The sequence below is a fragment of the Pandoraea sp. PE-S2R-1 genome, from assembly GCF_002179865.1.
Lineage (GTDB): Bacteria > Pseudomonadota > Gammaproteobacteria > Burkholderiales > Burkholderiaceae > Pandoraea.
The window spans coordinates 715,013-739,392 of record NZ_NGUR01000009.1 but is presented as its reverse complement, the minus strand read 5'-3'; the positions used below and the strand labels follow the sequence as shown (position 1 = coordinate 739,392).

The window sequence follows — 24,380 nt, the reverse complement described above, 5'->3', positions numbered from 1 at the left end:
GGCACTGACAGTCTGCCGTCATTTCCGCGCCATAAAGGACTTCGGCGATGCATGGCCTAGGGGCAAACGCGGTGACGGCGCTTGGCGAATTTTGCTACGTTGAAGCTACGTGCGAGCCTGTTTCGAAAGCGACCGATGTTCGGTTATTTGCCGGCCAGATGAGCGTCTGACGGCATCGGGTGAGCGCTGCGTGCTTTCAACAGGCAGGTTGCCATGCACCGATCTCCGCTTGTCGCCGACACTTCCGCACCATCCGTACAAGATGCCGCGAACAGCCGCTCGTTTCTGTATCCGACAGTGCCAGCCACATCGCTGAGCACCACGATGTTGAAGACAGATCAGATTCTCGCGACCCATTTGCACGGCATCGCGCGAGAGGCCGGCATGAGCCAGAAGATTCCCGTCGGCAACGCCAACGTGGTCTCGATTCAGCTGCGTTCGACCGTTGGTGCCGAAGTCTGGAAGCACGGTCACCATGTCCCTACAGAGGCGTTCCACAAGGGCACCTTCTTTCTCGGTCATCTCGCCGACGAGCCCACGGCCTACATGCCCAACGAGTTCGAATGCGTGATTCTGATGATCCCGCAGGTGTCGCTCATGGAAATCTGTCAGGACCAGCCCGGCGGCGCTTACGTCGAACTGCGCGACGTGGACCACGGCGAAGACGCCGTGCTGTTTCACTTGGGCATGGCGCTCAAGCTGGCGATGCGCCAACCCGATATCGCCGGGTCGCTGCTGCTCGATCAACTCTCGCTCGCCATCGGTTCGCGTTTGTGCTCGGCGTACGGATCGCCGGTGGAAACGCGAACGTATCGCCGCCGCGTCCTGACCCGCCGCGAACAACGCATTGCCACCGACCTGATGACAGCCGATCTTGAGCGCGAGCCTTCGCTTGCCGAAGTCGCCGCCGCCTGCGGGTTGCCGACGCGGCAGTTTGTCGATGCGTTCCGTGCGTCGACCGGCATGTCGCCGTACCGTTGGTTGCGCGCGTTTCGCGTCGAGCGCGCCAAGGGGTTGATGCAGACCACCTCGCTTGAACTGAGCGACATCGCCTACGCCTGCGGCTTCGCCGATCAGAGCCACTTCACCCGCGTGTTCTCGGCCATGACCGGCTGCACGCCCGGCCTATGGCGACGGGCGCGGCAGACGTAGGGGACTGACAAGACGCCTTTGGCCTGTTAATATACGTTTCGTAGCTACTTCGTATATAAGAGGTCCGCAATATGGGTATCGTCAAGATATCGGAGCAAATGCATGAGGCGCTGCGCAATACCAGCGGCGCACTCAGCCGCTCGATCAATGCGCAGGCGGAACATTGGCTGCGCGTCGGCATGCTCGCCGAACTGAACCCGACCCTGAGTTACGGCGAAATCTGCCGCCGTCTCATCGAATCCGACGGCGCGTCTGCGGCATCGGTGGCCTCGGCCACGCTGCCAGCGAGTGCTGTTACTCCCGTAACCGGTGCACCTGTCACCGCATTCAACAAGGTGGCGTAATGGTGCGCGAACACGTTGTCATCCGCTCGAAAGAAGAAGTTGCCCTCTCACGCCGTGCCGGCCAACTGGCCGCACAAGTACTCGACATGATCGGCGAGCACGTCAAGCCCGGTGTCACGACCGATGAGCTTGACCGTATTTGCCACGATTTCATCGTGCATGAGCTGAAGGCCGTACCGGCCAACATCGGCTATCACGGGTATCCGAAGACGGTCTGCACGTCGGTCAATCACGTGGTCTGCCACGGCATTCCCGGTGAAAAGCGACTGCATGACGGCGACATCGTCAACATCGACGTGGCGCTGATCAAGGACGGCTGGTTCGGCGACACGAGCCGCATGTACTACGCGGGCAAACCGGGCATTCTGGCCAAGCGGCTGGTCGACACCACGTATGAGGCGATGGTCGCGGGCATTCGTGCCGTTCGTCCGGGCGCTACGCTGGGTGACGTCGGCCATGCGATCCAGACCGTCGCCCATCGCGAAGGCTTCAGCATCGTGCGCGACTATTGCGGCCACGGCATCGGCACGACGTACCACGATGATCCGCAGGTGCTTCATTACGGCCGTCCGGGCACGGGGCTGACGCTCAAGCCGGGCATGATCTTCACGATCGAGCCGATGGTCAACGCGGGCAAGTCCGACACCAAGCAGTTGGGTGACGGCTGGACCGTAGTCACGCGCGATCGCTCGCTTTCCGCCCAGTGGGAACACATGGTGGCCGTGACCGAGACCGGTTTCGAAGTGCTCACGCAGTGGCCCGACGGGCTTGGCGAGTACGAGCGTTTTGGTGCGCTCGGCGTGAGCCCGGCCACGGCAAACGCTGCTTGACCGGGGTGGATCGAGGTCGAGCGCCGGTGCGTTGCCGACGCGGATAACCGCCGAGGTACCGACGAACGAAAGCCCCCATTCGGATGATGCGAATGGGGGCTTTCGCATGCTAGGATTTCTCGTCATGAGGCATCGAGGCGGCGGCTTCGCGCCGTTCGCCTGCCTGCTACAGACATCCGACGGACCTCCCAGAGACATCATGAAAGTGATAGCGGACGAAGGGAATCTCGTAGAAACGGCAGCCTTGGCGTGCCGTTTCGCCCACGACGAGTTTGCCCGGATCATCGGTGTGGAAGTGCTCGCTGATGGCGATGTTGCCAATTTCCTGCTCGACCGTCTGGCGAGCATGCGTTTCACTCCCCAGGAAAAGCCCAACGGCGCGCTGCTCGTGCAGCGTGTGCACGCCTGTGTCTATGCGATGCCAATGGCCGTTCGACAGGGCGAAGCCGAGGTCATCGAAGTGCGCCTGGCCGTCGTGCCGCAAGTGCAGCACGGACTGGCCACGCAACTGGTGATTTCGAAGGGGTGACGGTAGCCAGGCGAGGCTCAGGCGTCGTCCGGTGCGTCATCGAGGGCGAGCAGGCGGTCTGCGTAACGCAGGTAGAACCAGCCGTGCAGGCTCGTTCCCACGGCAATGTAGGCCACCGTCACGAGGGTCTGCAAGATCAGGGCGCCGAGCAGGACGGTCGTAACGCCGGGCATGACGTGCAGCAGTAGCCCGAAGGCGATCGTCAGCAGCAAGCCAACGCCCATCAGCGGCAGCACCGTTACGATACCGGTGCCGAGCATCACCCAGAAATGACCGCGCGTGTCGTTCCAAGCCGCCCGCCAGCGCTTGGCTCTGCCCACGCTGACCTGCCCAAAGATGAGCGATATGCGCACCATAAAAAACACCAAGGCGCAAAGCAGGAGTGCCGTGAACGTCGCCATGGCTGGGCGTGAGTTACTCATGCTGGCGGCGCGCAACGCGAACACGGCAACCAGAAGCGCAAGCGTGAGCATGACGCTGAGCACGAAGCCGACTTGGATCGCCGCCCATATATAGCGCCAGAGGTCTCTGCCGTACCACGGCGTTTGCCGCGCGGCATCGGCACCGAGAATCGTGTGGCGATACACGTGCACGGCCAACACCGCGAACGAGAACAAGATCACAAGCGTCAGAAGCAGTGCCAGTGCACCGAGACCCAGACGAAGCCCCGGTGAGCCACCGCTTTGCGCCGTCATGAGCATCAGTTGTTTGACTGACGCGTTAAGGGCGGTCGCGACGAGCATGACGACCGCAATCGTAATACTCAGCAAGGGGCGACTGCGCAAGGCGTTGAATCCGTCGCGCCATGCTCCCGTGAAACACTGCTTGAACGTGATCGGTTCCATGATTCCCCTGAGCGTGTGTCGCTTCGTGATCCGAAGCTGTACGGCGATGACGCGTCCCGGAGCTTCTGAGGAGCGCGGGGTGGTTTGGCCGTGAGCGCACCCGTCGTGGCATGTCCGCAATGGAGATACGCGCCCGTTGATCGAATACGTTATGTGGCGCGCAACCTGCATGTCACGACGCCGCCATTCTCACAGATCGGCGAACGGCTGACAAATAGCGGGCGGCGGGGGAGGAGGGTGTTTGGAGGGAAGCGTCGACACGAGCGGTCGACGTGTTTTGGTGTGCGAAAAACAAAGATCAAATGACGGGGCGGCAAGCGCGCTGCTGTCGCCGCGCGCCCGTCACCAATCATTCAAGCCGACATCACCTTGCGAAGCACTTCGGCGTGCGTGATGACGCCGACGAGTCGCGCGGCTTCGTCCAGCACCGGCACCGTGCCGTGACGCTGGGTGGCAAGCAGCGGCACGATTTCCGAGAGCGGCATGCTGGTAGTGGCCGACTTCATGCCGGGCTGGATCAGTTCGCGCACGGACGGACGCGGACCCGCGCTCAAGGCCACGCCAAAGCGAGGCCAGCGTTGCGCGCGGGCGCGCCGGGTATGCAGATCGTGACGCGTAACCAGACCGATCACCCGGGCATCGGCATCCACGACGGGCAGAGCGTCGAGACCGTGACGCTGCAACAAACGCCAAGCCGTCGGCACCTCGTCGTAGGCCTTCACATGGGCGGGCGACTTCGTCATCACGTCGCCAACGGTCAATTCACGCGCCCGCCGGGCATAGGCTTCGCGCTGCGTATCGCGCAGCAGATCGGCCAAATCGTCGGCCGAGATGGAGAGCAGTTCGCTATGGCGGGCGAGCGCCTTCTCTGCATCGGCCGTGGTGACCTGAACGCCGGCCGTGGCGTCGGTGGCCGGACGTGCCGCCGCCTGAGCGCGGGCCACGTGCGGATACCGATGGCCGGTGATCGCATGATACGCAATGGCCGCAGCCAGCAAGGCCACGGACTGCACCGCGATCGGCTCAAGCAGGAAACCGTAACCGAGGGAGTGCACGGCGGGGCCGCCGAGGACGGCTGTCAGCGCCACCGCGCCTGAAGGCGGATGCACGCAACGCAGCGTAAACATCAGCGCAATCGAGATACCGACAGCGGTCGCCGCCGCCACGACGGGCGACGGGATGAACATGGCGCACGTCACACCGACAAACGCCGAAACGAGATTGCCGCCGAGGATCGACCACGGCTGCGCAAGGGGACTGGCAGGAACGCCGAACAACAGGACTGCGGAGGCACCCATCGGGGCGACCAGCCACGGAATATAGGTCGCGGGGCCGAGCAGCCAGAGCATCAGGCCGCCAGTGAAGGCGATGCCACACAGGGCACCCACCCCGGCGCGTAACCGCTCGCGCCATTGCACCGCCACCACGGCGGGCAGAAAACCGGTCAACCACTGCCTTACATCACGTTGCGTCATTGCCATGTCGTCCCCTCCGCCGACCGCACCGAAGTGGGGCAATCGATTGATATTTTGTGCATGATATATCGTATATCGATGGATTGGGAGAGCATGAGCGCGTGATTTTAGTGCTGCGGCGCAGCGAAATCCCGGCATTGCCCCACGCGCTGGCAACGCGATGCACCAAAAGGAAGAAAACGAGACGATGTAGGCGGGATGTCTTGCGAGGTGGCAAAGCGGAATGCAAAAGCGGCAGGGCTTTGGGGCCCTGCCGCCGTTTGGCAAGTCAGCGGGAATTCGCCACGGTCAGTGGCGTGGGGCGGTCAGCGTCCGCCGCCGACCACCATGTCCGCGATCACGCCGGTCGCGATGGCCACCAGCAGGAAGTCCCCGCCGACGCCAACCCATTGATATCCGCGACGGGGCGGTTGCAGACGGTAGTCGCGATAATTCTCGACGACATACTGACGGTCGCGATACTGCTGCGGGACACGGTCCCCTTTGCGCCAATCCGGGTGTTGCCACGTATCTTCGACAGGGCCGGGGCCTGCGTGGCCGCGAGGCGGCGGGCCGCCGTGTTGTGGGCCGTGTCCTTGCGGCGCACCGTGTTGCGGGCCGCCATGGCCGGGGGGCGGACCTTTGTGGTCGCCACGATCGCCCTGATCGCCGCGGCCCGGGCCACCGGGACCACCTTGAGGCGGCGGGCCGCCCTGAGCGAACGCGAGGGTGGATGACACCGCCATGCCGGCGGCGAGAACAATCGACAACGTCTTGTGCATCTTCATTCTTTGCACTCCTTTTCGTAAGGTCTGGCGACCGCACGCGGGGGAAGCATTCGAGATGACTTGCCAGTAACGATCACCGTACAGGTGCGCTGCACATGACGGCAACCGTAGGGCAATCCTACCATCGCAGCACAAAAAAAAGCCCGGGCATGTCGGACGTCGATTGACGTCGGACAGACTCCGGGCAAGCAGGGACGCAGGGAAGAAACCGGTTGAAATCAGGGTGAAGCGGGGTGAAACACTCCCGTTGCGGCATCCCGAGGGAGCATCGAAACCGGCGGCGCGCATGGCGCGCTAGGGGAGGGGGCAACTCCACGCGCCGCTCGCCTTGGGGGACACGAGGGCGGCCGCCGGCCCGATGCTTTCGGTGCCTACAACGCTAATTCACTTCACTGTTATTTACGTCTTTTCATCACTTATCGAGCGGCAACCGTTGCCGAACTCGTCGCCACACCGACAGCCGGTGCATTGGCGGTGGCCGCAGGCGTACCTGCCGACCCCGCCGCCGGCGTGCCCGCTGCTGCCGGTACGTCGCCCCAGCCGCCACCCAGCGCGCGGATCAGGTTGACGGTCGACACGGCTTGCGCACCGGCCAACTGCACCGCGCTGCGTTGCGCCTGCAACACCGTGCGTTCGGCGTCGATGACATCCAGATAAGCGATCGAGCCTTCCTTGTACTGGGTGCGCGACAGTTGCGCTGCGCGGCTCGACGCCTTCACGGCATCGTCCTGAGCGCGCGTCTGGTCGGCAAGCAGGCGCAAGTTCGACAGGTTGTCCTCGACTTCACGGAACGCCACGAGCACTTGCTGGCGATAGTTCGCGACATCTTCTTCGTACTGCGCGCGTGCCCGCGACAGGTTGCCGCTGCGTGCACCGCCGTCGAAGATCGGCAACGCCAGCAAGCCGCCCACTGCCGGGCCGAGCAAGAACGTCCGGCTCGACCAGTTGAACAGATCGCCCAACGTGGCCGCTTCAAAGCCGCCCGAGCCCGTGAGCGAGAGCGACGGGAAGAACGCGGCCTTCGCCACACCGATACGGGCGTTGGCGGCAGCCATCGCGCGCTCAGCCGCGGCGATATCCGGGCGGCGCTCCAGCAGTGCTGAAGGCAGTCCCGCCGGAATGCTCACCTTCACCGGTTGAAGCGGCGTCGGCGTGTACGTGAACTCCGCCGGCGTCTTGCCCAGCAGAATCGCGAGGCTATGCTCCGACGCGGCACGAAGTCGCGCCACCGCCAGCGAATCCGACTGCGCCGTGGCCAACTCGGCCTTGGCGCGCGCTACATCCAGCTCGTCGATGTCACCTTCCGTAAAACGACGCTGCACGAGCTTGAGTGCGTCTTCGCGCAGCTTCACGGTCTGCGTGTACAGCGCCTGTTCGGCGTCGAGCTCACGCAGGTTGAAGTAGTTCTGCGCCACGTCGGCCTGCAACGCGAGTTGCACCGAGCGGTACAACGCTTCGCTTTGCTCGGCATCCGCGCGGGCGGCGGCCACGTTATCCGACACGCGGCCAAACAGATCCACTTCGTAGCCCACGCTCGCCTGCGCACGCCACAGCGTGTACGGCGCGATATTCCCGCCGTCCGGCTGCAATTGCGACGCCGGCGAGATCTTCTGACGCGTCGGGCCGAAGCCCGCGTCGAGCGTCGGGAAGAGGGCGGCACGTGCCTGCCGCTGCACGCCGCGCGCTTCCTGCACGCGCGCCGCCGCAGCCTTCAGGCTTTGGTTGGCAGCGAGCGCGTCGTCTTCGAGCTTGTCGAGCGTCGCGTCACCGAACACCTTCCACCATTCACCGCGCGCCACCGCTTCCGAGGGCTGCGCGGTCTTCCATGTGCCCGCGTCGGCGGCCGACAGCGAGGCTTCCTTGAACGCCGTCGGCGTGCCCTTGTCGGTCACCGTCGGTACTTCGTAAGTGGGGGCCATCGAGCAGCCCGCCACCACCAGCAGGGCACCGAGCAAGCTCGAGACACCCAGACTGCGTTTGATCCATTGCGATTGCATGATTGGCATCCTTCAGACTTCGGCCTTGACGTTGGCGGGCATGGTCGACGCGTGAGCGCTATGCAGCGGCTTCTTGCCGGCCAAGGTGCGCAGCAGCACGTAGAACACCGGCGTCAGCACCAGACCGAAGCCGGTCACGCCGATCATGCCGAAGAACACGGCCACGCCCATGGCATGACGCATTTCCGAACCTGCGCCGGTCGACATCACCAGCGGCACCACACCCATGATGAACGCGATGGACGTCATCAGAATCGGGCGCAGACGCAGGCGGCTGGCTTCGATCGCGGCAGCCACGGCAGTACGGCCCTGCATTTCCAGTTCCCGGGCAAATTCCACGATCAGAATCGCGTTCTTCGCCGACAACCCCACCAGCACCATCAAACCGATCTGCGTGAAGATGTTGTTGTCACCGCGCGTCAGCCACACCCCGAACAGGGCAGACATGATGCTCATCGGCACGATCATGATCACGGCCAGCGGCAGCGTCAGACTTTCATACTGAGCAGCCAGCACCAGGAACACCAGCAGCACCGAGATCGGGAACACCCACATCGCCGAATCGCCCGCCAGAATTTGCTGATACGTCAGGTCGGTCCATTCGAACTTCACACCACGCGGCAGGGTTTCGGCGGCAATCTTCTCCACCGCAGCCTGTGCCTGACCCGACGAGTAACCCGGGGCCGGACCACCGTTGATGTCCGCAGCCGTATAGCCGTTGTAGCGCACCACCATTTCCGGACCGTACGTCGGCGTGACCTTCACCAGCGACGACAGCGGCACCATATCGCCCGACGAGTTACGCGTCTTGAGCAAGCCGATGTCTTCGGCATGGGCACGGAACGGTGCATCGGCCTGCACACGCACCTGATACACGCGACCGAACTTGTTGAAGTCGTTCACGTACAACGAACCGAGGTAGATCTGCATGGTGTCGAACACGTCGGTGATCGGCACGCCGAGCTGCTTGGCCTTCACACGGTCGAGGTCCACGTTCAGTTGCGGCACATTGATCTGGTACGACGAGAACGTCGGGCCCAGTTCCTTGGTCTGCGAGGCCTTCTTGATGAACGCTTGCGTTGCATCGTTCAGGGCTTCGTAGCCGAGTGCGCCACGGTCTTCCACTTGCAGCTTGAAGCCGCCGAGCGTACCCAGACCCAGCACCGGCGGGGGCGGGAACACGGCGATGAACGAGTCCTTGTTCTTCGAGTACTCGCCATTGAGCTTGGCCGCGATGGCGGCCGCCGACAGCGACTTGTCCTTGCGCTGGTCGAACGGCTTGAGCGTGACGAACACGATGCCTGCCGACGACGAGTTGGTGAAGCCGTTGACCGACATCCCCGGGAACGCCACGGCGCTCTTCACGCCAGGCGTCTTCAGTGCGATGGCCGACATGTCGCGAATCACCTTGTCGGTGCGTTCAAGCGACGCGCCGTTGGGCAACTGAGCGAAGGCGATCAGATATTCCTTGTCCTGCGCCGGCACGAAACCGCCCGGCACTACCTTGCCCAGCAACACCGTGATACCCAGCAGCACCGCGAACAGCGCCATCATGACGGCCTTGCGGCCGATCACGCGGGTCACGCCCTGACCGTACTTTTCCGAACCGCGATGGAACACGCGGTTGAATGCACCGAAGAAGCCGCCGAGATAGCGATTCATCTGACGCGTCAGCCAGTCCGGCTTGGCGTGATGGTCCTTGAGCAGCAGGGCGGCCATGGCCGGCGAGAGCGTCAGCGAGTTGAAGGCCGAGATCACCGTCGAGATGGCGATGGTCATGGCGAACTGCTTGTAGAACTGACCCGTCAGACCCGACATGAACGCGAGCGGCACGAACACGGCCACGAGCGTGAGGGCGATAGCGACAATCGGACCGCTCACTTCCCGCATGGCCTGATACGTCGCTTCCTTCGGTGTCAGCCCGGCAGCAATGTTGCGCTCGACGTTTTCCACCACCACGATCGCATCGTCCACCACGATACCGATGGCCAGCACCATCCCGAACAGCGACAACGCGTTGATCGAGTAGCCGAAGCCGAGCAGCAGGGCAAACGTCCCCACGATCGAGACCGGCACGGCAAGCAGCGGGATGATCGACGCACGCCACGTTTGCAGGAACACGATCACCACCAGCACCACCAGCGCGATGGCTTCGAGCAGCGTGTGCACCACGGCCGAGATCGACGAGCGCACGAACTGCGTCGGGTCGTACTCGATGCGGTATTCCACGCCCGGCGGCATGTCTTTTTGCAGGTCGGCCATCGCGGCACGGACGTCGTCCGAGATTTGCAGCGAGTTCGCACCCGGCGACTGGTTGATACCCAGACCCACGGCCGGCTTGTTGTCGAGCAACGAGCGCAGGCTGTACGACGACGCGTCGAGTTGCACGCGGGCCACATCGCCCAAGTGCGTCACGGCGCCGTCCGGCGAGGTCTTCAGGATGATGTCGCGGAACTCTTCTTCCGTGTTCAGGCGGCCACGCGCATTCACGTTGAGTTGCAGCGGCGTATCCGGGCCGGCCGGCGTTGCGCCGATCACACCCGCAGCCACCTGCACGTTCTGCTCGCGGATGGCCTTCACCACGTCCGACGCGGTCAGGCCGCGCTGAGCGACCTTGGCCGGGTCGAGCCACACACGCATCGAGTAGTCACCTGCGCCCCACAACTGCACTTCACCGACGCCCTTGATACGCGAGAGGCGATCCTTGACGTTGATGAGCGCGTAGTTGCGCAGGTAGGTCATGTCGTAGCGATCGTTCGGCGAGATCAGGTGCACCACCATCGTGAGCGTGGGCGACGACTTGATGGTCGTCACACCAAGGCGCTGCACGTCGTCCGGCAGGCGCGGCAGCGCTTGCGAGACACGGTTCTGCACGAGCTGCTGCGCCTTGTCCGGGTCGGTGCCCAGACGGAAGGTCACGGTCGTGGTCAGGTTGCCGTCGCTGTTGGCCTGCGACTGCATGTACAACATGTTTTCCACGCCGTTGATCTGCTCTTCGAGCGGCGAAGCCACCGTCTCAGCGATCACCTTCGGGTTGGCGCCGGGGTACTGGGCGTGCACCACGACCGACGGCGGTACCACTTCCGGGTACTCCGAAATCGGCAACTGGAACACGGCAATCAGGCCGGCCAGCAGCGTGATGACCGAAAGAACCCCCGCAAAAATGGGCCGGTCAATAAAGAATTTTGAGATGTTCATTACGAAACTCTGAGGTGTCGTTCAGCGTGTGATTCGTGAGGCTGCGTGCGAGTGCATCGTCACCATCGCGACCATTACGAACGCTTCGCCGTTGCGTTGACCGCCGCCGACTGGGCTGATTGGGCCGGTTTGGCCGTCGCCGGTGTCTTGCCGCTGGCGTCGTTCTGCGAAGTCGTCTGGCTGGCAGCCGGGGTGGTGGCCGGGTTGGCGGCCACTGCCGGAGCGACGATGTCGTGCGCGTCGCCCTTGTCGGCAGCCATCTTCACGGTCTTCGGCGAGACCGGGTCACCCGGGCGCACACGTTGCAGACCGTTGACGACGATGCGCTCGCCGTCGTTCAGGCCACCGGCAATTTCCACGAGCCCGCCATGGCGCTCACCCAGTTGCACTTCGCGGTACTGCACCTTGTTGCCGGCGTCGACCACGAGCACGAACTTCTTGCTCTGGTCGGTACCGACCGCGGCTTCGTCGATCAGCAGGGCCGGGTGCGGCTCGCCGCCACCGACACGAATGCGGGCGTAAAGGCCCGGGACGAGCGCGCCGTCGGCGTTGTCGAAGCGAGCGCGCACGCGGATCGTGCCCGACGTGGTGTCGAAGCGGTTATCGACCGAATACACCGTGCCCTTACGCGAGTAGCCCGACTCGTTGGCGAGGCCCAGATCGACGGGCACGCCGCTCGGCTTGGCCGTGTCGCGCGAGAGGTAGCGCAGGTAGGTCTGCTCATCCACATCGAACGACGCGTAGATCGGCGAGACCGACACCACCGTGGTCAGCGCGGGCGACTGTGCCCCGGCCGACACGGTGTTGCCGACGGTGATTTCCGCGCGGGAAACGCGGCCGGCCACCGGTGCCACGATCTGCGTGTAGCCCAGATTGATGCGTGCGGTTTCGAGCGCGGCGCGCGCGGCCTTCACGTTGGCGACGGCTTCGCGTGCCGCGTTTTCCTTCTGGTCGAAATCCTTCTTCGCGATGGCGTTATCCGCGATCAGGCGTTCTGCGCGGGCGAGGTCGGTGCTGGTGAAGACGTCACGCGCCTGTGCCGAGGCGAGTTGCGCGGCGGTGCGATCGACTTCGGCCGCATACGGGCGCGGGTCGATGGTGAAGAGCGCATCGCCTTTCTTCACGAGCTGGCCGTCCTTGAAGTGAACGGCGGTGATGGTGCCTGACACGAGCGGCTTGATATCGACGCGATCCACCGCGTCGAGACGGCCGGAGTAGCTTTGCCAGTCGGTCACGGTGCGTGAGATCACGTTGGCGACATCGACTTCTGCGGCCGGCATGACTTGGGAGGCCGGCGGCGTGCTGGCGTCCACGCGCACGACGGTGAGTGTGCCGAGAGCCACGAGCGCGATCGTGGCGGCGGCGGCGATGATGACGGGTTTGCGAGCGAGGGTGGTCATTATTCAAATCTCCGGAACGGATGGACTCACTGGGTAGAGCCAGCGGCAGGCGGTGCCAGCCGGCGTGTCAGGAAGGCGGCCACCTCCCGCAATGCAGCGGGCAGGGCGGCGAGGCCGTGATGGGACGCGCTGCGATGGCGCGTGACTTGCGTCGGCACGCCGGCCGCGATGAGTTCGGCAGCGTATTTTTCGGCTTCGACGTGCAGCAGGTCGTGTTCGGCAGAGGCGATCAGCGTGGGCGGCAACCCGCCCAGGCGTCGCGATTCCAGCGGCGCGGCGTACGGATGCAGGCGCTGCGTGGCATGCGGCAGATACGCGCGATAGCACTTGGCGCATTCGCTCGCTTCGATATCGCTGGGCGTGCGGGCATTGGCCAGACGCGTCATGCTCGGATCGAGCAGCGGGGCCAGCAAGGCCTGCGCCGAGATCGTGATTTCGCCGCGATCACGGGCGATCATCGTGAGCGACGTGGCAATGTTGCCGCCCGAGTCGTGACCGGCCACCGCGAGGCGGCGCGGGCTGGCGCCGTAGCGGCGGGCGTGGCGCTGCACCCAGAGGGCGGCGCACCAAGCATCTTCCGGCGCGGCGGGAAACGGGAATTCGGGGGCGAGCGAGTAGGCGACCGACACCACCAGCGCGGGCACGTGCGTGGCGAGGTAGCGGGCGGCGGCGTCGCCGTCGTCGAGCGTGCCCGTGCAGAAACCGCCGCCGTGGAAATACAGCACGGTAGGCAGGTGCGCTTCGAGCGGCACGACGACGCCGGGTTCGCCCGTCTGGGCGGGATGGCCCGCTTGGCCGGCTTTGGCAGCTTTCGCCGACTGGCCGGGCTTGGCCACGGGACGGTACAGGCGCAGCGTCAGCGGGCCGACGTGGCCGGCAATGCTGACGTCTTCAATGCGCAGTCCGTCGCCGGTTTGGCTGGCGTGGCCCGATTGTGGCTTGGCGTTGGCAGACATATTCGCTTTGGGCTCGCGTGAGCGACACCCCTCTGGTGACTTTCGATGGACCGAAGTCTAGAGGCCACGCACATTGGGATAAACGCCTATAATTTGGCAACACTGTTCGGCCAGTTCGACTAATCGGCGCCTGCCTTGCCCGTATTGGCTTATGCCGCCGACCAATATGCTTATATCCGTACGATTGGCGTGAATTCGTCGGATTGGCCAGTGCGACAGCGTTTTCAATGGGGAAACATCATGGATCGCTTGCAAGCGATGCAGGTCTTTACGCGGGTGGTAGAGGCGAACAGCTTCTCGCGCGCCGCCGACAATCTCGGCATGCCGCGCACCTCCGTGACCACGATCATTCAGAATCTCGAGGCCCATCTGGGCACGCGGCTATTGCAGCGCACGACCCGGCGGCTGAACCTCACGCCCGACGGGGCGGCGTACTACGAGCGCTGCCTGCGCATTCTGGCCGACATCGAAGAGACGGAATCGTCGTTCCGGGAGAGCAGCCAGCGCGTGCGTGGCAAGCTGCGCATCGACATGCCGGGCTCGCTCGGCAAGCTGGTTGTGCTGCCGGCATTGTGCGAATTTCACGACCGTTATCCCGAGATCGAATTGATGGTCGGCATGGGCGACAAGCCCGTCGATCTGATTCAGGAAGGGGTGGATTGTGTGCTGCGTGTGGGCACGTTGCAGGATTCCAGTCTGGTGGCCCGGCGCGTGGGGCTGTTCCAGAGCGTGACATGTGCGTCGCCGACGTATCTTGAGCGCATGGGCATGCCGCATACGCTCGACGATCTGCAACGGCACACGGCCGTGCACTACTTCTCGAGCCGCACCGGGCGTGTGATCGAAGAGCAGTTTCTGGTCGACGGCAAAGAGGTCGACATCCACATGCAGGGGTCGGTCGCGGTGAACGACGCGGAGGCGTATCTGCAACTGGGGTTGTCGGGCTTCGGCACGGTGCAGTTGGCACGCTTCATGGCACTCCCGTATCTGCAATCGGGGCAGTTGGTGGAGATTCTGCATCAGTGGAAACCGCCGCCCATGCCGATTTCGGCGGTCTATCCGCATAATCGTCATTTGTCGCCTAAGGTGCGCGTATTTGTCGACTTCATCGCCGAATTGTTTGAGCGTTGCCCATTGTTGCAAGGGCTCGACGAGACGGCCGTGCAGTGCAAACCGACGGTGGCAGCACCCGATGCGGATGGCCGTTGGGCAACGTCGTACGGCACAGAAATGGCGCCGCAGGAGGTGGTCGTTTGACGTTGGCTGTGACGTCATCGGCGTCGCCAATGTCAGTCGTGAAGGTGCGTCCGGCGACGCTTGTCGACGCCGTGGCGCTTCCGCCGATCGACCGCGACGCGGGACAGATATTCCGTCAATTTCCCGAGCTTGCGTGGCTGGCGGACGGTGAAGGGATGCCGGTTGAGCGCCATCGTGCGTTCATCGAGAAGGGCGCCGCGTGGGTTGGCGTCGACGAAAACAATACGCCGGTCGGGTTTCTCGACGCGGAGGTCGTTGGCGGCGAACTCCACGTGTGGGAGATGTCAGTGCATCGCGAATGGCAAGGGCGTGGTCTTGGCCGGGCGTTGATGGCGGCAGCCAGCGCCTATGCGACACGCGCGGGGCTGACGGCGCTCACCCTCACAACGTTTCGCGACGTGCCTTGGAACGGGCCGTTTTACGAGCGTCTGGGGTTTGCGGCAATCGCGCCATCCGGGCTGAGTGCAAGGCTCAGGCAAGTCTTGGCCGACGAAGTGGCGGGCGGATTGCCGAAAGACCGGCGCTGCGCAATGCGGCGCATTCTGTAGAATCACTTTCCCCGACAGTCCTTCCCGTGGTGCCGCCGATGGATCTCGACAATTTTCTGGCGCAGGTCACATCGGACGGCCTCATCGCGGGCGTCTCGCTCGCGACGTTACGCGCGGGCGAGCGGGGCATCGAGCGATATGCCGGCATCCGGGGCTCGCATGATCCTGCCGCCGTCGATGCGCAGACGGTGTTCGAAGCCGCTTCGCTTACCAAACCCCTCGTTGCGTTCATCGCCCTTCAATTGATCGAAGAAGGGCGGCTGGATCTGCATCGTCCCTTGATCGACATCTGCGGCGAATACGTCGCGAACGATCCGCGCGCTCGCGCGATCACGGCGTTTCACGTCCTCACGCATACCAGTGGCCTGCCGAACATCGTTCGCGACGAGGCACCGCTTCGCACTTACTTCACACCCGGTGAACGTTTCAGTTACGGCAGCAGCGCATTCGCGTGGCTTCAGCGGGCAATGGAAACAGTCGGCGGCGCTTCGTTGGAAACACTCGCCTGCGCTCGCGTCTTCGCGCCCTTGGGGATGCATCACTCAAGCTTGCACTGGCAGGATCGATTTGCGGAAAACCATGCGCAAGGCCACGAGTGGGAAGGTGAGCCGGTGCCCAAGCGCCGGTTGCCGACGGCGCAGGCGTCATGGTCGCTGCTGACGACAGCCTCTGACTACATTGTGTTTGTTCAGGCGGTCTTGGCCGGACGCGGTTTGTCGGAAGAGCGCCATGCGGCGTGGTTCGAGCCCCGGGTGAACACCCGGCAGGTCGAGGTAGAGGATCTGCGCGGTGAGTTTCCTGCCGATCCCGCTGTTGGATGGGGCTTGGGCTGGGGGATCGAAATCGCGCAGCAATGCTGCTTCCACTGGGGCAACAGTCCCGGCTTTCGCGCACTCGTGCTGGCGAATCGCCAGACCCGGGATGCCATCGTCTGGTTCGCAAATTCCGCACGCGGTTTGCGACTCGCACACACGGTGGTGCCGTTATCCGTGGCGGGCGAACATCCGTGCATCCAGTGGTTGAATATCGGGCACTTGTGACGCGTTTCGGTTACACCGTTTCACCGTTTCACCGTTACTCCGTTACTCCGCCGCAGGCCACCGGTAACCTAGCACCGACGAGATCGGATAATCGAGTTCGCGCACTTCGTCCAACTGATTACCGCCGAGCAGATATATCGTCGTCTCGTCGTGACGCAAATAGAAGCCGACGTGCCCGCGCCAACTCGTCGGGTCGTCGCGCGTGAGCACGACAACGCAGCCATAGACGGGGGCGTCGATGACCGTGCCCCATTCCAGCCACGAACGCGCCAACGCCGATCCCGTCCCGGCAAGCCCTGCACCACCCATGCACCAGTTGATGAACGACGAACACCACGAGATCTTGTCGTCGTAGCCGACCAGATTCGTGGTGTTGTTGTATTCGACGATCCGGGGATTCGTGTCGCCCTGCGCATAGCGCCGGATGCCGCGCTCGGCATCGGCAATGCGCATCCACTCCGGCTCGGAGGTGGATTCAGCGGCGGGTTCGTTCGCGCTCATGCGCTGCATCGCTTTCAAGTTCCCGAGAGTGCTTTCGGAACGTTATAGCGCGAACCGTCGTACTCGATCGTGACATTGGGGCGCTTAGCCGTGCTGTCCTTGCTCGCGCAGTCGTTACGCGTGGGTTTATTCGTCGTCGTGACGGTCTTCTCGCTGACGATCAGTTTCGCGTAACCGGCTTTGCCGGCCGGACCGACTGATACGGCACGCGATGTATCGGAGAAACTGCCTGCACAGTTGCCGTCCCACTCGCCACCGCCTTGTTGCGTCGCCAGATTGTCGACGACTTTGCGCAGCGTCGCGCCGTCGATGACATACAGGCTGACCGTCGTTTGTGAAAACGGATTCACGCGCGACGATCCTTCATACGTCGCGCGAACGCCAAAGGCGACGACCTGCGGCGTGAGCCGCCACGGCGCGGTGTCGAGCGAGAGGCTGCGCAGTCGAACGGCGTCCGACGTGATCGCCGACGATTCGAAGTGGTGCGCGAGGATCTTGCCCGTCTGGCTATCGGCGACCAGCACTTCGACGTCGTAGACTTTCTCGTCGTCAGTGCTGCCCTTTTGCGGCAGTGGCAATACGGCTAGCGTTTGTGCGGGGTTCGCGGGCCAGACCTTACAGGCCGCCACCTCGGTATCGACCGTGCGGCCGGGTTGCAACGTCTGCGCCCATGTCTTGAAGTTGTCTTGGCAATCGGCGTGCGCGAGCAACGGCGCGCAGAGCAGAGCGGAAGCAATGAGGGTTCGCATGGGAATCGGCAGCCGAGTCGTGACGTGAGAAAGGTGGCTCATTCTACTGGCGCCTGCGGCTCGCGGCCACAGCGCCAATCAGTTTCTCACCGCCGCGCGAAAGGCCGCCGAGAGGGCGGCAATCGTTTCGCGTGCGCGCCCGTCCTTGATGCGCGTGTGGAGCAGTACAGGCAAGCGCGGCAAGTCAGGCAACCCGAGGCGCGGGCCGACATCGACGGCACCGAACGGCAGCATGCGCGGTGCCAGCGCGGCCACCCCCAATCCGGCCATGACGGCGGCTGTGACGGCAGCCACACCGCCGCCCACGAAAATCTCAGTCCATGGCACTCCGGCGGCGTCGAGCATCTTGCCGGCCATCACGCGCACGCCACAGGGCTCGGCCAGTGTCGCCACCGGCAGCGGCTCGTCGCTGCGATGCTGCCAACTTGGCGCCGCAAACCAGCCGAATTTCTCTTCCGCCAGTACTTCGCCGTCGCTGCGTCCGTCGTGCAGGCGCACGATCACGGTATCGAATTCGCGGCGGTCAAAGCTCTGAAGCAGGTCGCACGACGACCCGATGCGTAGCTCGATCAACAGCTTCGGGTCTTGCGCATTCATGCGGGCGATCAGGGCGGGCAGTTCCGGGCCGGCGACGTGATCGCTGATGCCGATCGTGAGACGCTGTCGCGTACCGGCGACCGACGATAGCGCCCGGTCGTGCACCTTGAGCAATTCGCGCGCATGCGCCAAAAATGCCGCGCCTTGCACGGAAAGCTCAACATACCGGGGCGTGCGCTCGAACAGACGAAAGCCGAGCCGGTCTTCCAGCCGTTTGAGCTTGAGACTCACGGCGGCCTGTGTGGTGAGCATCGCTTCGGCCGCACGCGTGAAACTGCCGAATTCGGCAATCCGCACGAAAGCGTCGACAGCATCGAGGTCCAGCGGGCGTCCAATCATATTCAATGCTTATCAATGAAATAATTGGCGATAGCATATCAAAATAGATAATCTGACGTTGCTTCTACTACTTATCTTTACTGCTTATCTCTACCGCTCATTTCCCAAGGAGCCGAGCCATGCCACTCGTCAGCATTTCCCTTCGTGCCGGAAAGCCGGAAGCGTACCGTCAGGCGATTTTCGATAGCGTCTATCAGGCCATGCGCGAATCGTTCAACGTGCCCGAGAACGATCAGTTCATGACCATCACGGAGCACGACGCTGCCAACTTCCGGTACGACCCGACGTATCAGGGCGTCTCGCGTAGCGACGATGTCATGTTCATCCAGATCACCGCGAACAACACGCGAACGCTGGACCAAAAGAAGGCGTTCTACCGCCGCTTGGTGGACTTGTTGGGCGAGCGCCCCGGCGTGCGGCCCGACGATGTCTTTATCAGTCTTGTCGAGGTCGCCAAGGAAAATTGGTCGTTCGGCAACGGACTCGCGCAGTACGCGTGAACGCCGCATGCCATGCGCATGCGAGTGCGCCTCAAAGTGCCTGAAGCCAGTCGTGCCCGGGATGCAGTGTGGCTAACCACTGCCGCAGATCGTCTTTCTCGGACGGCGGCAACTTGGGCAACGCGAGACGGAAATCGCGTTCGTCTTTCTCGCGGCGGTGTTTCGCTTTGAAGAGCAACACCGCCGCCGGGCACAGATAGGGCACGCCGTCGCCGGTTTTCCGGATCACGTCGATGCGCGCGCGCCGCAGGTCCGGGGCGCGCTTATACGCCCACGTGTCTCGTGTGCCCCGCGTCTCGACCATCATGTCGACGCGCCAGCAACGCTCAGCCAGATCCCCGCCCCACAACTGTGTGATGTCTGCCGCCGGAGACTCGGACGCAGGCAGGTACTCGACCACGCCATCGCGCACGGTAAAGAACACCAACTCCGCCAGCATGTCCCGGAAGTGACTCACGTCCTCGGGCAGCACTGAGAACTCCAGATCTTCATGCTCGCGCGTCTGCGTGCCCTGCCAGAGATCTAGCGCCCATCCCCCCACGACATACCAGTGCGCCGATGTCGCGCCCAATCGCTGCGCGAGATCGTTGGGTGTCCATGCGTTCCAGGCATCGTCGGGGAAGGGGGAAATCGGGGCAATCGGCGGGAGAGGAGACATCGCGTGATCAGCAGAAATGGCAGATCCCGCATCTTGCCCGAGATCCCGGAAAACGGAACCACCCAGCTATAACCAATCGATGATGTGCATCCCGAAAGAGTGATATGTATTTTATTTTTTTACAATGTATTCTTTTGTAACGATACGTATACATATAAAAGTCACAATTCAGCGATGCCGCTGTCGGGGGATCGCACATTTTTGAGGGGTTTTCAATGAAACTTCGCGCTGTCTTCAGCGTTGCGCTAACGCTGAGTGCGTCCGGCATGTTCGGCGTACTGACGAATACGGCAACCGCTGCGCCTTCGGCGAGCGAACAGACTTGCCGTGCTTGCCACGACATGAACGACAAGAAGGTAGGCCCGGCGTTTCGCGCCATTGCGGCGTCGTATCGCGACGACCCGGCGGCGCTGGCGAAAATCAAGAAAAGCATTGTCGAAGGCAGCAGCGGCAAATGGGGCTCGATCCCGATGCCACCGAACGCGCTCGCCGATGGCGAAGCGGATCGTTTTGCCGCGTGGGTCATGAGTCTCAACAAGTAGTCCTTTGCGGGTGCGCTACCCCGCGTTGTCCCGCATCCCCCGCCGCTACCCACACGAACGAACACCCCCAACCGGACCCCGCACACGTTGCCGGGCCACCGGACCACCGTGCCCTGACGTTGCCCGCGACATGACGAGGCGGCGCTCGCACAGGAGGAGACATGTACAAGAAAGCCTGCGCTGCGCTGGTTCTGGCGCATTGTTCCGGCGCGTCGTTTGCGCAAACGGGACCAACACTGTCCGGTATCGTCGACAGCTATTTCGAGACCATCCGGGCGCAGAATCAGACCACACCGCGTATGCAAAGCGGCGGCCTGCAAACCTCGCGATTCGTCTTTCGCGATGTCGAGAAGATCACCGACACGCTGGAAGCTCAAGCGGTGCTGGAGTGGCGCTTTCGGGTCAACAACGGCACGACGCCGGTGCCGCCGGCGCGCGATGCCTACGTCGCGCTCAAAGGCGACTTCGGACGCTTGCTGCTCGGGCGCATGCGCGTGACGTCAGCGACCACCTATGGCCGCATCGACCCGACTTACACCGGCAACTACAGCGTCATTACCAACGTCATCGCCTCGTACGAGCGCTGGCTCGAGAACAACACCATCAAGTACGAGACGCCGAAGTGGAACGGCTTTCAGGTGATCTCGTCACTGTCGCTGGGCAAGCAGGGGGAGAACCTCGCGACCGGTGAGCGCCGCAACAGCGGGCAGGGGACCAGCACGGGTCTGCGCTATTCGACCGGGCCCTGGTTCGCATCGGTGGTCTACGACAACTTCAACAATGCGCGGCCGGGCGAGAGCATGCAAGACGTGTGGCTCGTCGGCGAGTACTGGGTTCGCGGGCAGTACAAATTCACGGCGGCCGTGCATCGCTATTCCGGCATCTATACGTCGGGCAAGCCGTCGCAGCAGGGGTTCGACTGGCAGCTCGGTGGACGCTACCAACTCACGGCCGCCGACGAACTCGTGGTGTCGCTGGTCAATCGCAACGAGAGCGGTGGCTCGAACGGCGATGCCACCGGGCTATACGTGGGCATCGAACATAGCCTGTCGAAGCGCACACGCCTGTATGCGAGCTATGCGCGCATCAACAATCGCGGCAACAGCCGGTACGCGCTGGCGTTCGACATGACGCCGCTGCCCGGTGAAAACACGAGCGCCGTGGCACTGGGGATCAGCCATGCCTTCTGATGGGAGCCTGAACGTGAACGATCGAATGACCGTGTGCCGCCGTACGTTGCGCGTGGCGGTGCGCTCGGTGCTCGCCGCGTGCATCACGGCGAGCATAGGCGTGAGCGCATGGGCCGCCCCTGCGCAACGCCCGAACATCCTGATGATTCTTGCCGACGATCTCGGGTATTCCGACGTCGGCGCATTCGGCGGTGAGATTCGCACGCCGAATCTCGATGCGCTCATCGCGTCGGGCCGGATTCTGACGAACTTCCACGTCGCACCCAGTTGCTCGCCCACGCGCGCCATGCTGCTCTCCGGGGCCGATCACCATTTGTCCGGATTGGGCACGATGGCCGAGACGTTGCAGATCTATCAGGTCGGGCAACCGGGCTACGAGGGCTATCTCAACGAGCGCTCGCTCTCGATTGCCAGCCTGCTACGCGATGGCGGTTATCACACGTACATGGTGGGCAAGTGGCACCTCGGGCTCACGCCCGGGCAGAGCCCGCAGGCGCGCGGCTTCGAGTCGTCGTTCGTCCTGTTGCAAGGCGGCGCCGCACACTTCGGACCGACGCCGGGAAAGATCACGTCGGCCGATCGCGCGTCGTATCGTGAGAATGGCAACATCGTGCGCCTGCCGGAGACCTTCTATTCGAGCACTGGCTACACCGACAAGCTGATCGGCTACATCGAGCGCAACCGGGCGGACGGCAAGCCGTTCTTCGCCTATGCCGCGTACACGGCACCGCATTGGCCGCTGCAAGCGCCCGACGAGACGATCGATCACTATCGCGGCCGATACGATGCCGGTTACGACGCGATTCGCGACGAGCGTATCGCACGGCAGAAAGCGTTGGGCATCGTGCCGCGCGATTTCAAACCGGCGGCGCAATTGCCTGTGTCACCGGCGAACCCCGCGTGGGAGCAACTAACGCCCGATCAACGCAAGACCGAAGCCCGCAAGATGGAGGTGTACGCCGCGATGGTCGAGAGTCTCGACGCGAACATCGGACGGCTCATCGACTACCTGAAGCGCACCGGGCAGTACGACAACACCTTCGTGTTCTTCGCCTCGGACAACGGTCCTTCGGGGGAGCGTGTCGACGTGTTCTATCCGGACGGTCCGGATAACGACAACAGTTACGCGAACATGGGCCGTCGCCGCTCGAACATCGCGTTAGGCACGCGCTGGGCCGAGGTCAGTGCAACGCCGTTCCGCCTGTTCAAGGGCTACCCGGCGGAAGGGGGCGTGAGCGTGCCCGCGATCGTGCGGTTGCCCCGGCAGTCCGTCGGTCAGACGCAGGCGAACCAACTCGCGTCTGTGCTCGATCTCGCGCCGACGTTCCTGCAACTGGCGGGCGTGAAAAACCCGGGGAGTCGCTATCGCGGTGAGGCGGTCAATCCGATGACAGGCAGTTCGTTGTTGCCGTTGCTGACCGGCAGCACGACGACGCATCTGCCCGACGACGCCTTGGTCGGTGAGGAATTTGCGGGCAACCGGTACATCCGCGACAACCGCTGGAAGTTGTTGTCGGTACACATGAAGCAAGGTCCGCAGCCAGTCGCGGGGCCGCCCGACTGGAAGCTCTACGACATGTCGGCGGATCGCGGCGAAACACAGGATGTCGCCGCCGGCAATCCGGACATCGTGAACCGGTTGAAGCGTGGCTGGCGTGAGTACATGGCGCGTGTCGGCGTAGTGCTGGCGCCGGGCGTGAACGAGTGATGCGCGGGTTTTCACGTCGCACGGCTTTGTCGGCACTGATCGTCGTGTCGTTGGCCGGTGGTGCGGGCGCGTGGCTGTCGGCGCACGGTGGCGCGCAGCCGTGGGTGTCTCCAAGAACATCGGTTCCGCGTATCGGCGACGGGCGCAACGGTCCCGAACGCATGGCGTGGATTCCCGCGCAGCGCTTCCTCATGGGCACGGATAGCCGCCTCTCGCAGCGCAATGAGCGGCCAGCGCACGAGGTGCGGGTCAGCGGCTTCTGGATGGACGTGCACGACGTGACGAATGCCGAGTTCGCCCGCTTCGTTGCCGCGACCGGCTACGTCACCACCGCCGAGCAGGTGCCGCGCTGGGACGATTTGAAGGTGCAGTTGCCACCGGGTACACCGGCGCCTGCCCCCGGATCGCTCGTGCCGGGCGCGATGGTGTTCGTGGGCGCGGATACACGTGTGCCGCTGTTCGATGCCTCGCGCTGGTGGCGATACGTGCCCGGTGCCAACTGGCGTCATCCGCAGGGGCCGGGCAGTGATCTGGCTGGCAAGGAGGACCATCCTGTCGTGCAGGTGTCGTACGACGATGCGCGGGCGTATGCCGACTGGGTGGGTAAGCGTCTTCCGACCGAAGCCGAGTGGGAAGTAGCCGCGCGCGGCGGGCTGACGCAGGCCGATTACGTCTGGGGAGGCAGCAAGACGCCGGATGGGAGGCCGATGGCCAATATCTGGGACGACGATACTCAGCCGTTCCCGGTCACCCGTGCCACCAAGATCGAAGTCGGCACGCGTCCGGTCGGCAGCTACGCGCCGAATGGCTATGGTCTGTACGACATGGCCGGTAACGTCTGGCAATGGGTGGGGGATTGGTATCGCGCCGACTACTTTGCGCGGCAGGCCGCCCAGACGAATCGCGGTGAGCGCGTCATCGATCCGCAAGGCCCGGCGCAGAGTTTCGATCCCGACGACGGCGCGACACCAGCCGACGCGCCGAAGCGTGTGACACGCGGCGGTTCATTTCTCTGTACGGATACGTATTGCAGCGGCTATCGCACGAGCGCGCGGCGGGGCACCGACCCGAGCAATCCGATGTCGCACATCGGCTTTCGGCTGGTGATGACGCCGGATCAGTGGGCGGCGCGTACGACTACGGCGACGGCTTCGACAAACGTCTCGGGCTCACACCGGTACTGAAATGAAAATGCCCCCGGAGATTGGTGAGCTCACCAACTTCCGGGGGCATCTCAGATGCCTTCAATCTTGCGTTC

General features: G+C 63.5%; 23 protein-coding genes. 12 read left to right on the top strand and 11 right to left on the bottom strand.

Annotated elements, in window-relative coordinates:
- Window positions 1-324: 324 nt before the first annotated feature.
- The 4 genes from CDV44_RS10310 (at window position 325) to CDV44_RS10295 (ending at window position 2,855) form a co-directional block, all read left to right on the top strand.
- Entirely contained in the window at window positions 325-1,152 is an 828-nt protein-coding gene (locus CDV44_RS10310) for an AraC family transcriptional regulator (RefSeq protein ID WP_170935931.1), read from the top strand.
- A 71-nt stretch (window positions 1,153-1,223) separates the two neighbouring features.
- Window positions 1,224-1,496 carry a ParD-like family protein gene (locus tag CDV44_RS10305; protein ID WP_087687919.1) on the top strand — a complete coding sequence of 91 codons (273 nt, stop codon included), beginning with the start codon at window positions 1,224-1,226 and terminating at the stop codon, window positions 1,494-1,496.
- Complete coding sequence (map, locus tag CDV44_RS10300) at window positions 1,496-2,326, top strand: type I methionyl aminopeptidase (protein WP_087687918.1); 831 nt, start codon at window positions 1,496-1,498, stop codon at window positions 2,324-2,326. Before CDV44_RS10305 ends, map begins: the two co-directional genes overlap by 1 nt.
- Before the next feature lie 199 nt (window positions 2,327-2,525).
- Window positions 2,526-2,855, top strand: coding sequence for a hypothetical protein (locus tag CDV44_RS10295; RefSeq protein ID WP_087687917.1), 330 nt, complete (start codon window positions 2,526-2,528; stop codon window positions 2,853-2,855).
- A 17-nt stretch (window positions 2,856-2,872) separates the two neighbouring features.
- Here CDV44_RS10295 and CDV44_RS10290 read toward each other — a convergent pair whose 3' ends face one another.
- The 7 genes from CDV44_RS10290 to CDV44_RS10260 all read right to left on the bottom strand — a co-directional run bounded on the left by CDV44_RS10290 (window position 2,873) and on the right by CDV44_RS10260 (window position 13,493).
- On the bottom strand, window positions 2,873-3,700 hold the full coding sequence (locus CDV44_RS10290) for a hypothetical protein (protein ID WP_087687916.1): 828 nt from the start codon (window positions 3,698-3,700) through the stop codon (window positions 2,873-2,875).
- Between the two features lie 353 nt (window positions 3,701-4,053).
- On the bottom strand, window positions 4,054-5,175 hold the full coding sequence (locus tag CDV44_RS10285; RefSeq protein ID WP_058378307.1) for an HPP family protein: 1,122 nt from the start codon (window positions 5,173-5,175) through the stop codon (window positions 4,054-4,056).
- A gap of 305 nt (window positions 5,176-5,480) precedes the next feature.
- Entirely contained in the window at window positions 5,481-5,942 is a 462-nt protein-coding gene (locus CDV44_RS10280; protein WP_087687915.1) for an RcnB family protein, read from the bottom strand.
- 416 nt (window positions 5,943-6,358) lie between these two features.
- The gene (locus tag CDV44_RS10275) at window positions 6,359-7,939 is read right to left on the bottom strand and encodes an efflux transporter outer membrane subunit (RefSeq protein WP_087687914.1); all 1,581 of its coding nucleotides are present in this window, start codon (window positions 7,937-7,939) and stop codon (window positions 6,359-6,361) included.
- A gap of 12 nt (window positions 7,940-7,951) precedes the next feature.
- Window positions 7,952-11,137, bottom strand: a complete 3,186-nt coding sequence (locus CDV44_RS10270; RefSeq protein ID WP_058378310.1) for an efflux RND transporter permease subunit — start codon at window positions 11,135-11,137, stop codon at window positions 7,952-7,954.
- Window positions 11,138-11,211: 74 nt separating this feature from the next.
- On the bottom strand, window positions 11,212-12,537 hold the full coding sequence (locus CDV44_RS10265) for an efflux RND transporter periplasmic adaptor subunit (protein WP_087687913.1): 1,326 nt from the start codon (window positions 12,535-12,537) through the stop codon (window positions 11,212-11,214).
- Window positions 12,538-12,563: 26 nt separating this feature from the next.
- Window positions 12,564-13,493, bottom strand: coding sequence for an alpha/beta hydrolase (locus CDV44_RS10260; RefSeq protein WP_087687912.1), 930 nt, complete (start codon window positions 13,491-13,493; stop codon window positions 12,564-12,566).
- Between the two features lie 240 nt (window positions 13,494-13,733).
- Here CDV44_RS10260 and CDV44_RS10255 point away from each other — a divergent pair, with 240 nt between their 5' ends.
- Genes CDV44_RS10255 through CDV44_RS10245 form a run of 3 tightly spaced genes read left to right on the top strand, consistent with a single transcriptional unit; the run spans window position 13,734 to window position 16,338 of the window.
- Window positions 13,734-14,750, top strand: coding sequence for a LysR family transcriptional regulator (locus tag CDV44_RS10255; RefSeq protein ID WP_087687911.1), 1,017 nt, complete (start codon window positions 13,734-13,736; stop codon window positions 14,748-14,750).
- Between the two features lie 29 nt (window positions 14,751-14,779).
- Window positions 14,780-15,298 (top strand): GNAT family N-acetyltransferase, encoded by a 519-nt coding sequence (locus CDV44_RS10250; protein ID WP_087687910.1) that lies wholly within the window; start codon window positions 14,780-14,782, stop codon window positions 15,296-15,298.
- 38 nt (window positions 15,299-15,336) lie between these two features.
- On the top strand, window positions 15,337-16,338 hold the full coding sequence (locus CDV44_RS10245; RefSeq protein WP_087687909.1) for a serine hydrolase: 1,002 nt from the start codon (window positions 15,337-15,339) through the stop codon (window positions 16,336-16,338).
- A 42-nt stretch (window positions 16,339-16,380) separates the two neighbouring features.
- On the opposite strand, the gene CDV44_RS10240 is transcribed toward CDV44_RS10245, so the two are convergent.
- The 3 genes from CDV44_RS10240 to CDV44_RS10230 form a co-directional block, all read right to left on the bottom strand.
- Window positions 16,381-16,791: a TIGR02594 family protein gene (locus tag CDV44_RS10240; RefSeq protein ID WP_087688012.1), complete on the bottom strand. Its 411-nt coding sequence runs from the start codon at window positions 16,789-16,791 to the stop codon at window positions 16,381-16,383.
- A gap of 62 nt (window positions 16,792-16,853) precedes the next feature.
- Entirely contained in the window at window positions 16,854-17,588 is a 735-nt protein-coding gene (locus CDV44_RS10235) for a hypothetical protein (protein WP_087687908.1), read from the bottom strand.
- A gap of 78 nt (window positions 17,589-17,666) precedes the next feature.
- On the bottom strand, window positions 17,667-18,524 hold the full coding sequence (locus CDV44_RS10230) for a LysR family transcriptional regulator (RefSeq protein ID WP_087687907.1): 858 nt from the start codon (window positions 18,522-18,524) through the stop codon (window positions 17,667-17,669).
- 119 nt (window positions 18,525-18,643) lie between these two features.
- On the opposite strand from CDV44_RS10230, the gene CDV44_RS10225 reads away from it, so the two are divergent.
- Window positions 18,644-19,024 (top strand): tautomerase family protein, encoded by a 381-nt coding sequence (locus CDV44_RS10225; protein ID WP_087687906.1) that lies wholly within the window; start codon window positions 18,644-18,646, stop codon window positions 19,022-19,024.
- 31 nt (window positions 19,025-19,055) lie between these two features.
- Here CDV44_RS10225 and CDV44_RS10220 read toward each other — a convergent pair whose 3' ends face one another.
- Window positions 19,056-19,682 (bottom strand): nucleotidyltransferase domain-containing protein, encoded by a 627-nt coding sequence (locus CDV44_RS10220; protein ID WP_087687905.1) that lies wholly within the window; start codon window positions 19,680-19,682, stop codon window positions 19,056-19,058.
- 215 nt (window positions 19,683-19,897) lie between these two features.
- On the opposite strand from CDV44_RS10220, the gene CDV44_RS10215 reads away from it, so the two are divergent.
- From CDV44_RS10215 to CDV44_RS10200, 4 genes are all read left to right on the top strand, one after another.
- Window positions 19,898-20,224 carry a c-type cytochrome gene (locus CDV44_RS10215; RefSeq protein WP_170935930.1) on the top strand — a complete coding sequence of 109 codons (327 nt, stop codon included), beginning with the start codon at window positions 19,898-19,900 and terminating at the stop codon, window positions 20,222-20,224.
- 161 nt (window positions 20,225-20,385) lie between these two features.
- Window positions 20,386-21,414: a porin gene (locus CDV44_RS10210; RefSeq protein ID WP_058378321.1), complete on the top strand. Its 1,029-nt coding sequence runs from the start codon at window positions 20,386-20,388 to the stop codon at window positions 21,412-21,414.
- Between the two features lie 13 nt (window positions 21,415-21,427).
- Window positions 21,428-23,122 carry an arylsulfatase gene (locus CDV44_RS10205; protein WP_249277486.1) on the top strand — a complete coding sequence of 565 codons (1,695 nt, stop codon included), beginning with the start codon at window positions 21,428-21,430 and terminating at the stop codon, window positions 23,120-23,122.
- Window positions 23,122-24,306 carry a formylglycine-generating enzyme family protein gene (locus CDV44_RS10200; protein ID WP_087687903.1) on the top strand — a complete coding sequence of 395 codons (1,185 nt, stop codon included), beginning with the start codon at window positions 23,122-23,124 and terminating at the stop codon, window positions 24,304-24,306. The genes CDV44_RS10205 and CDV44_RS10200 overlap by 1 nt, the downstream gene beginning before the upstream one ends.
- Window positions 24,307-24,380: the final 74 nt, after the last annotated feature.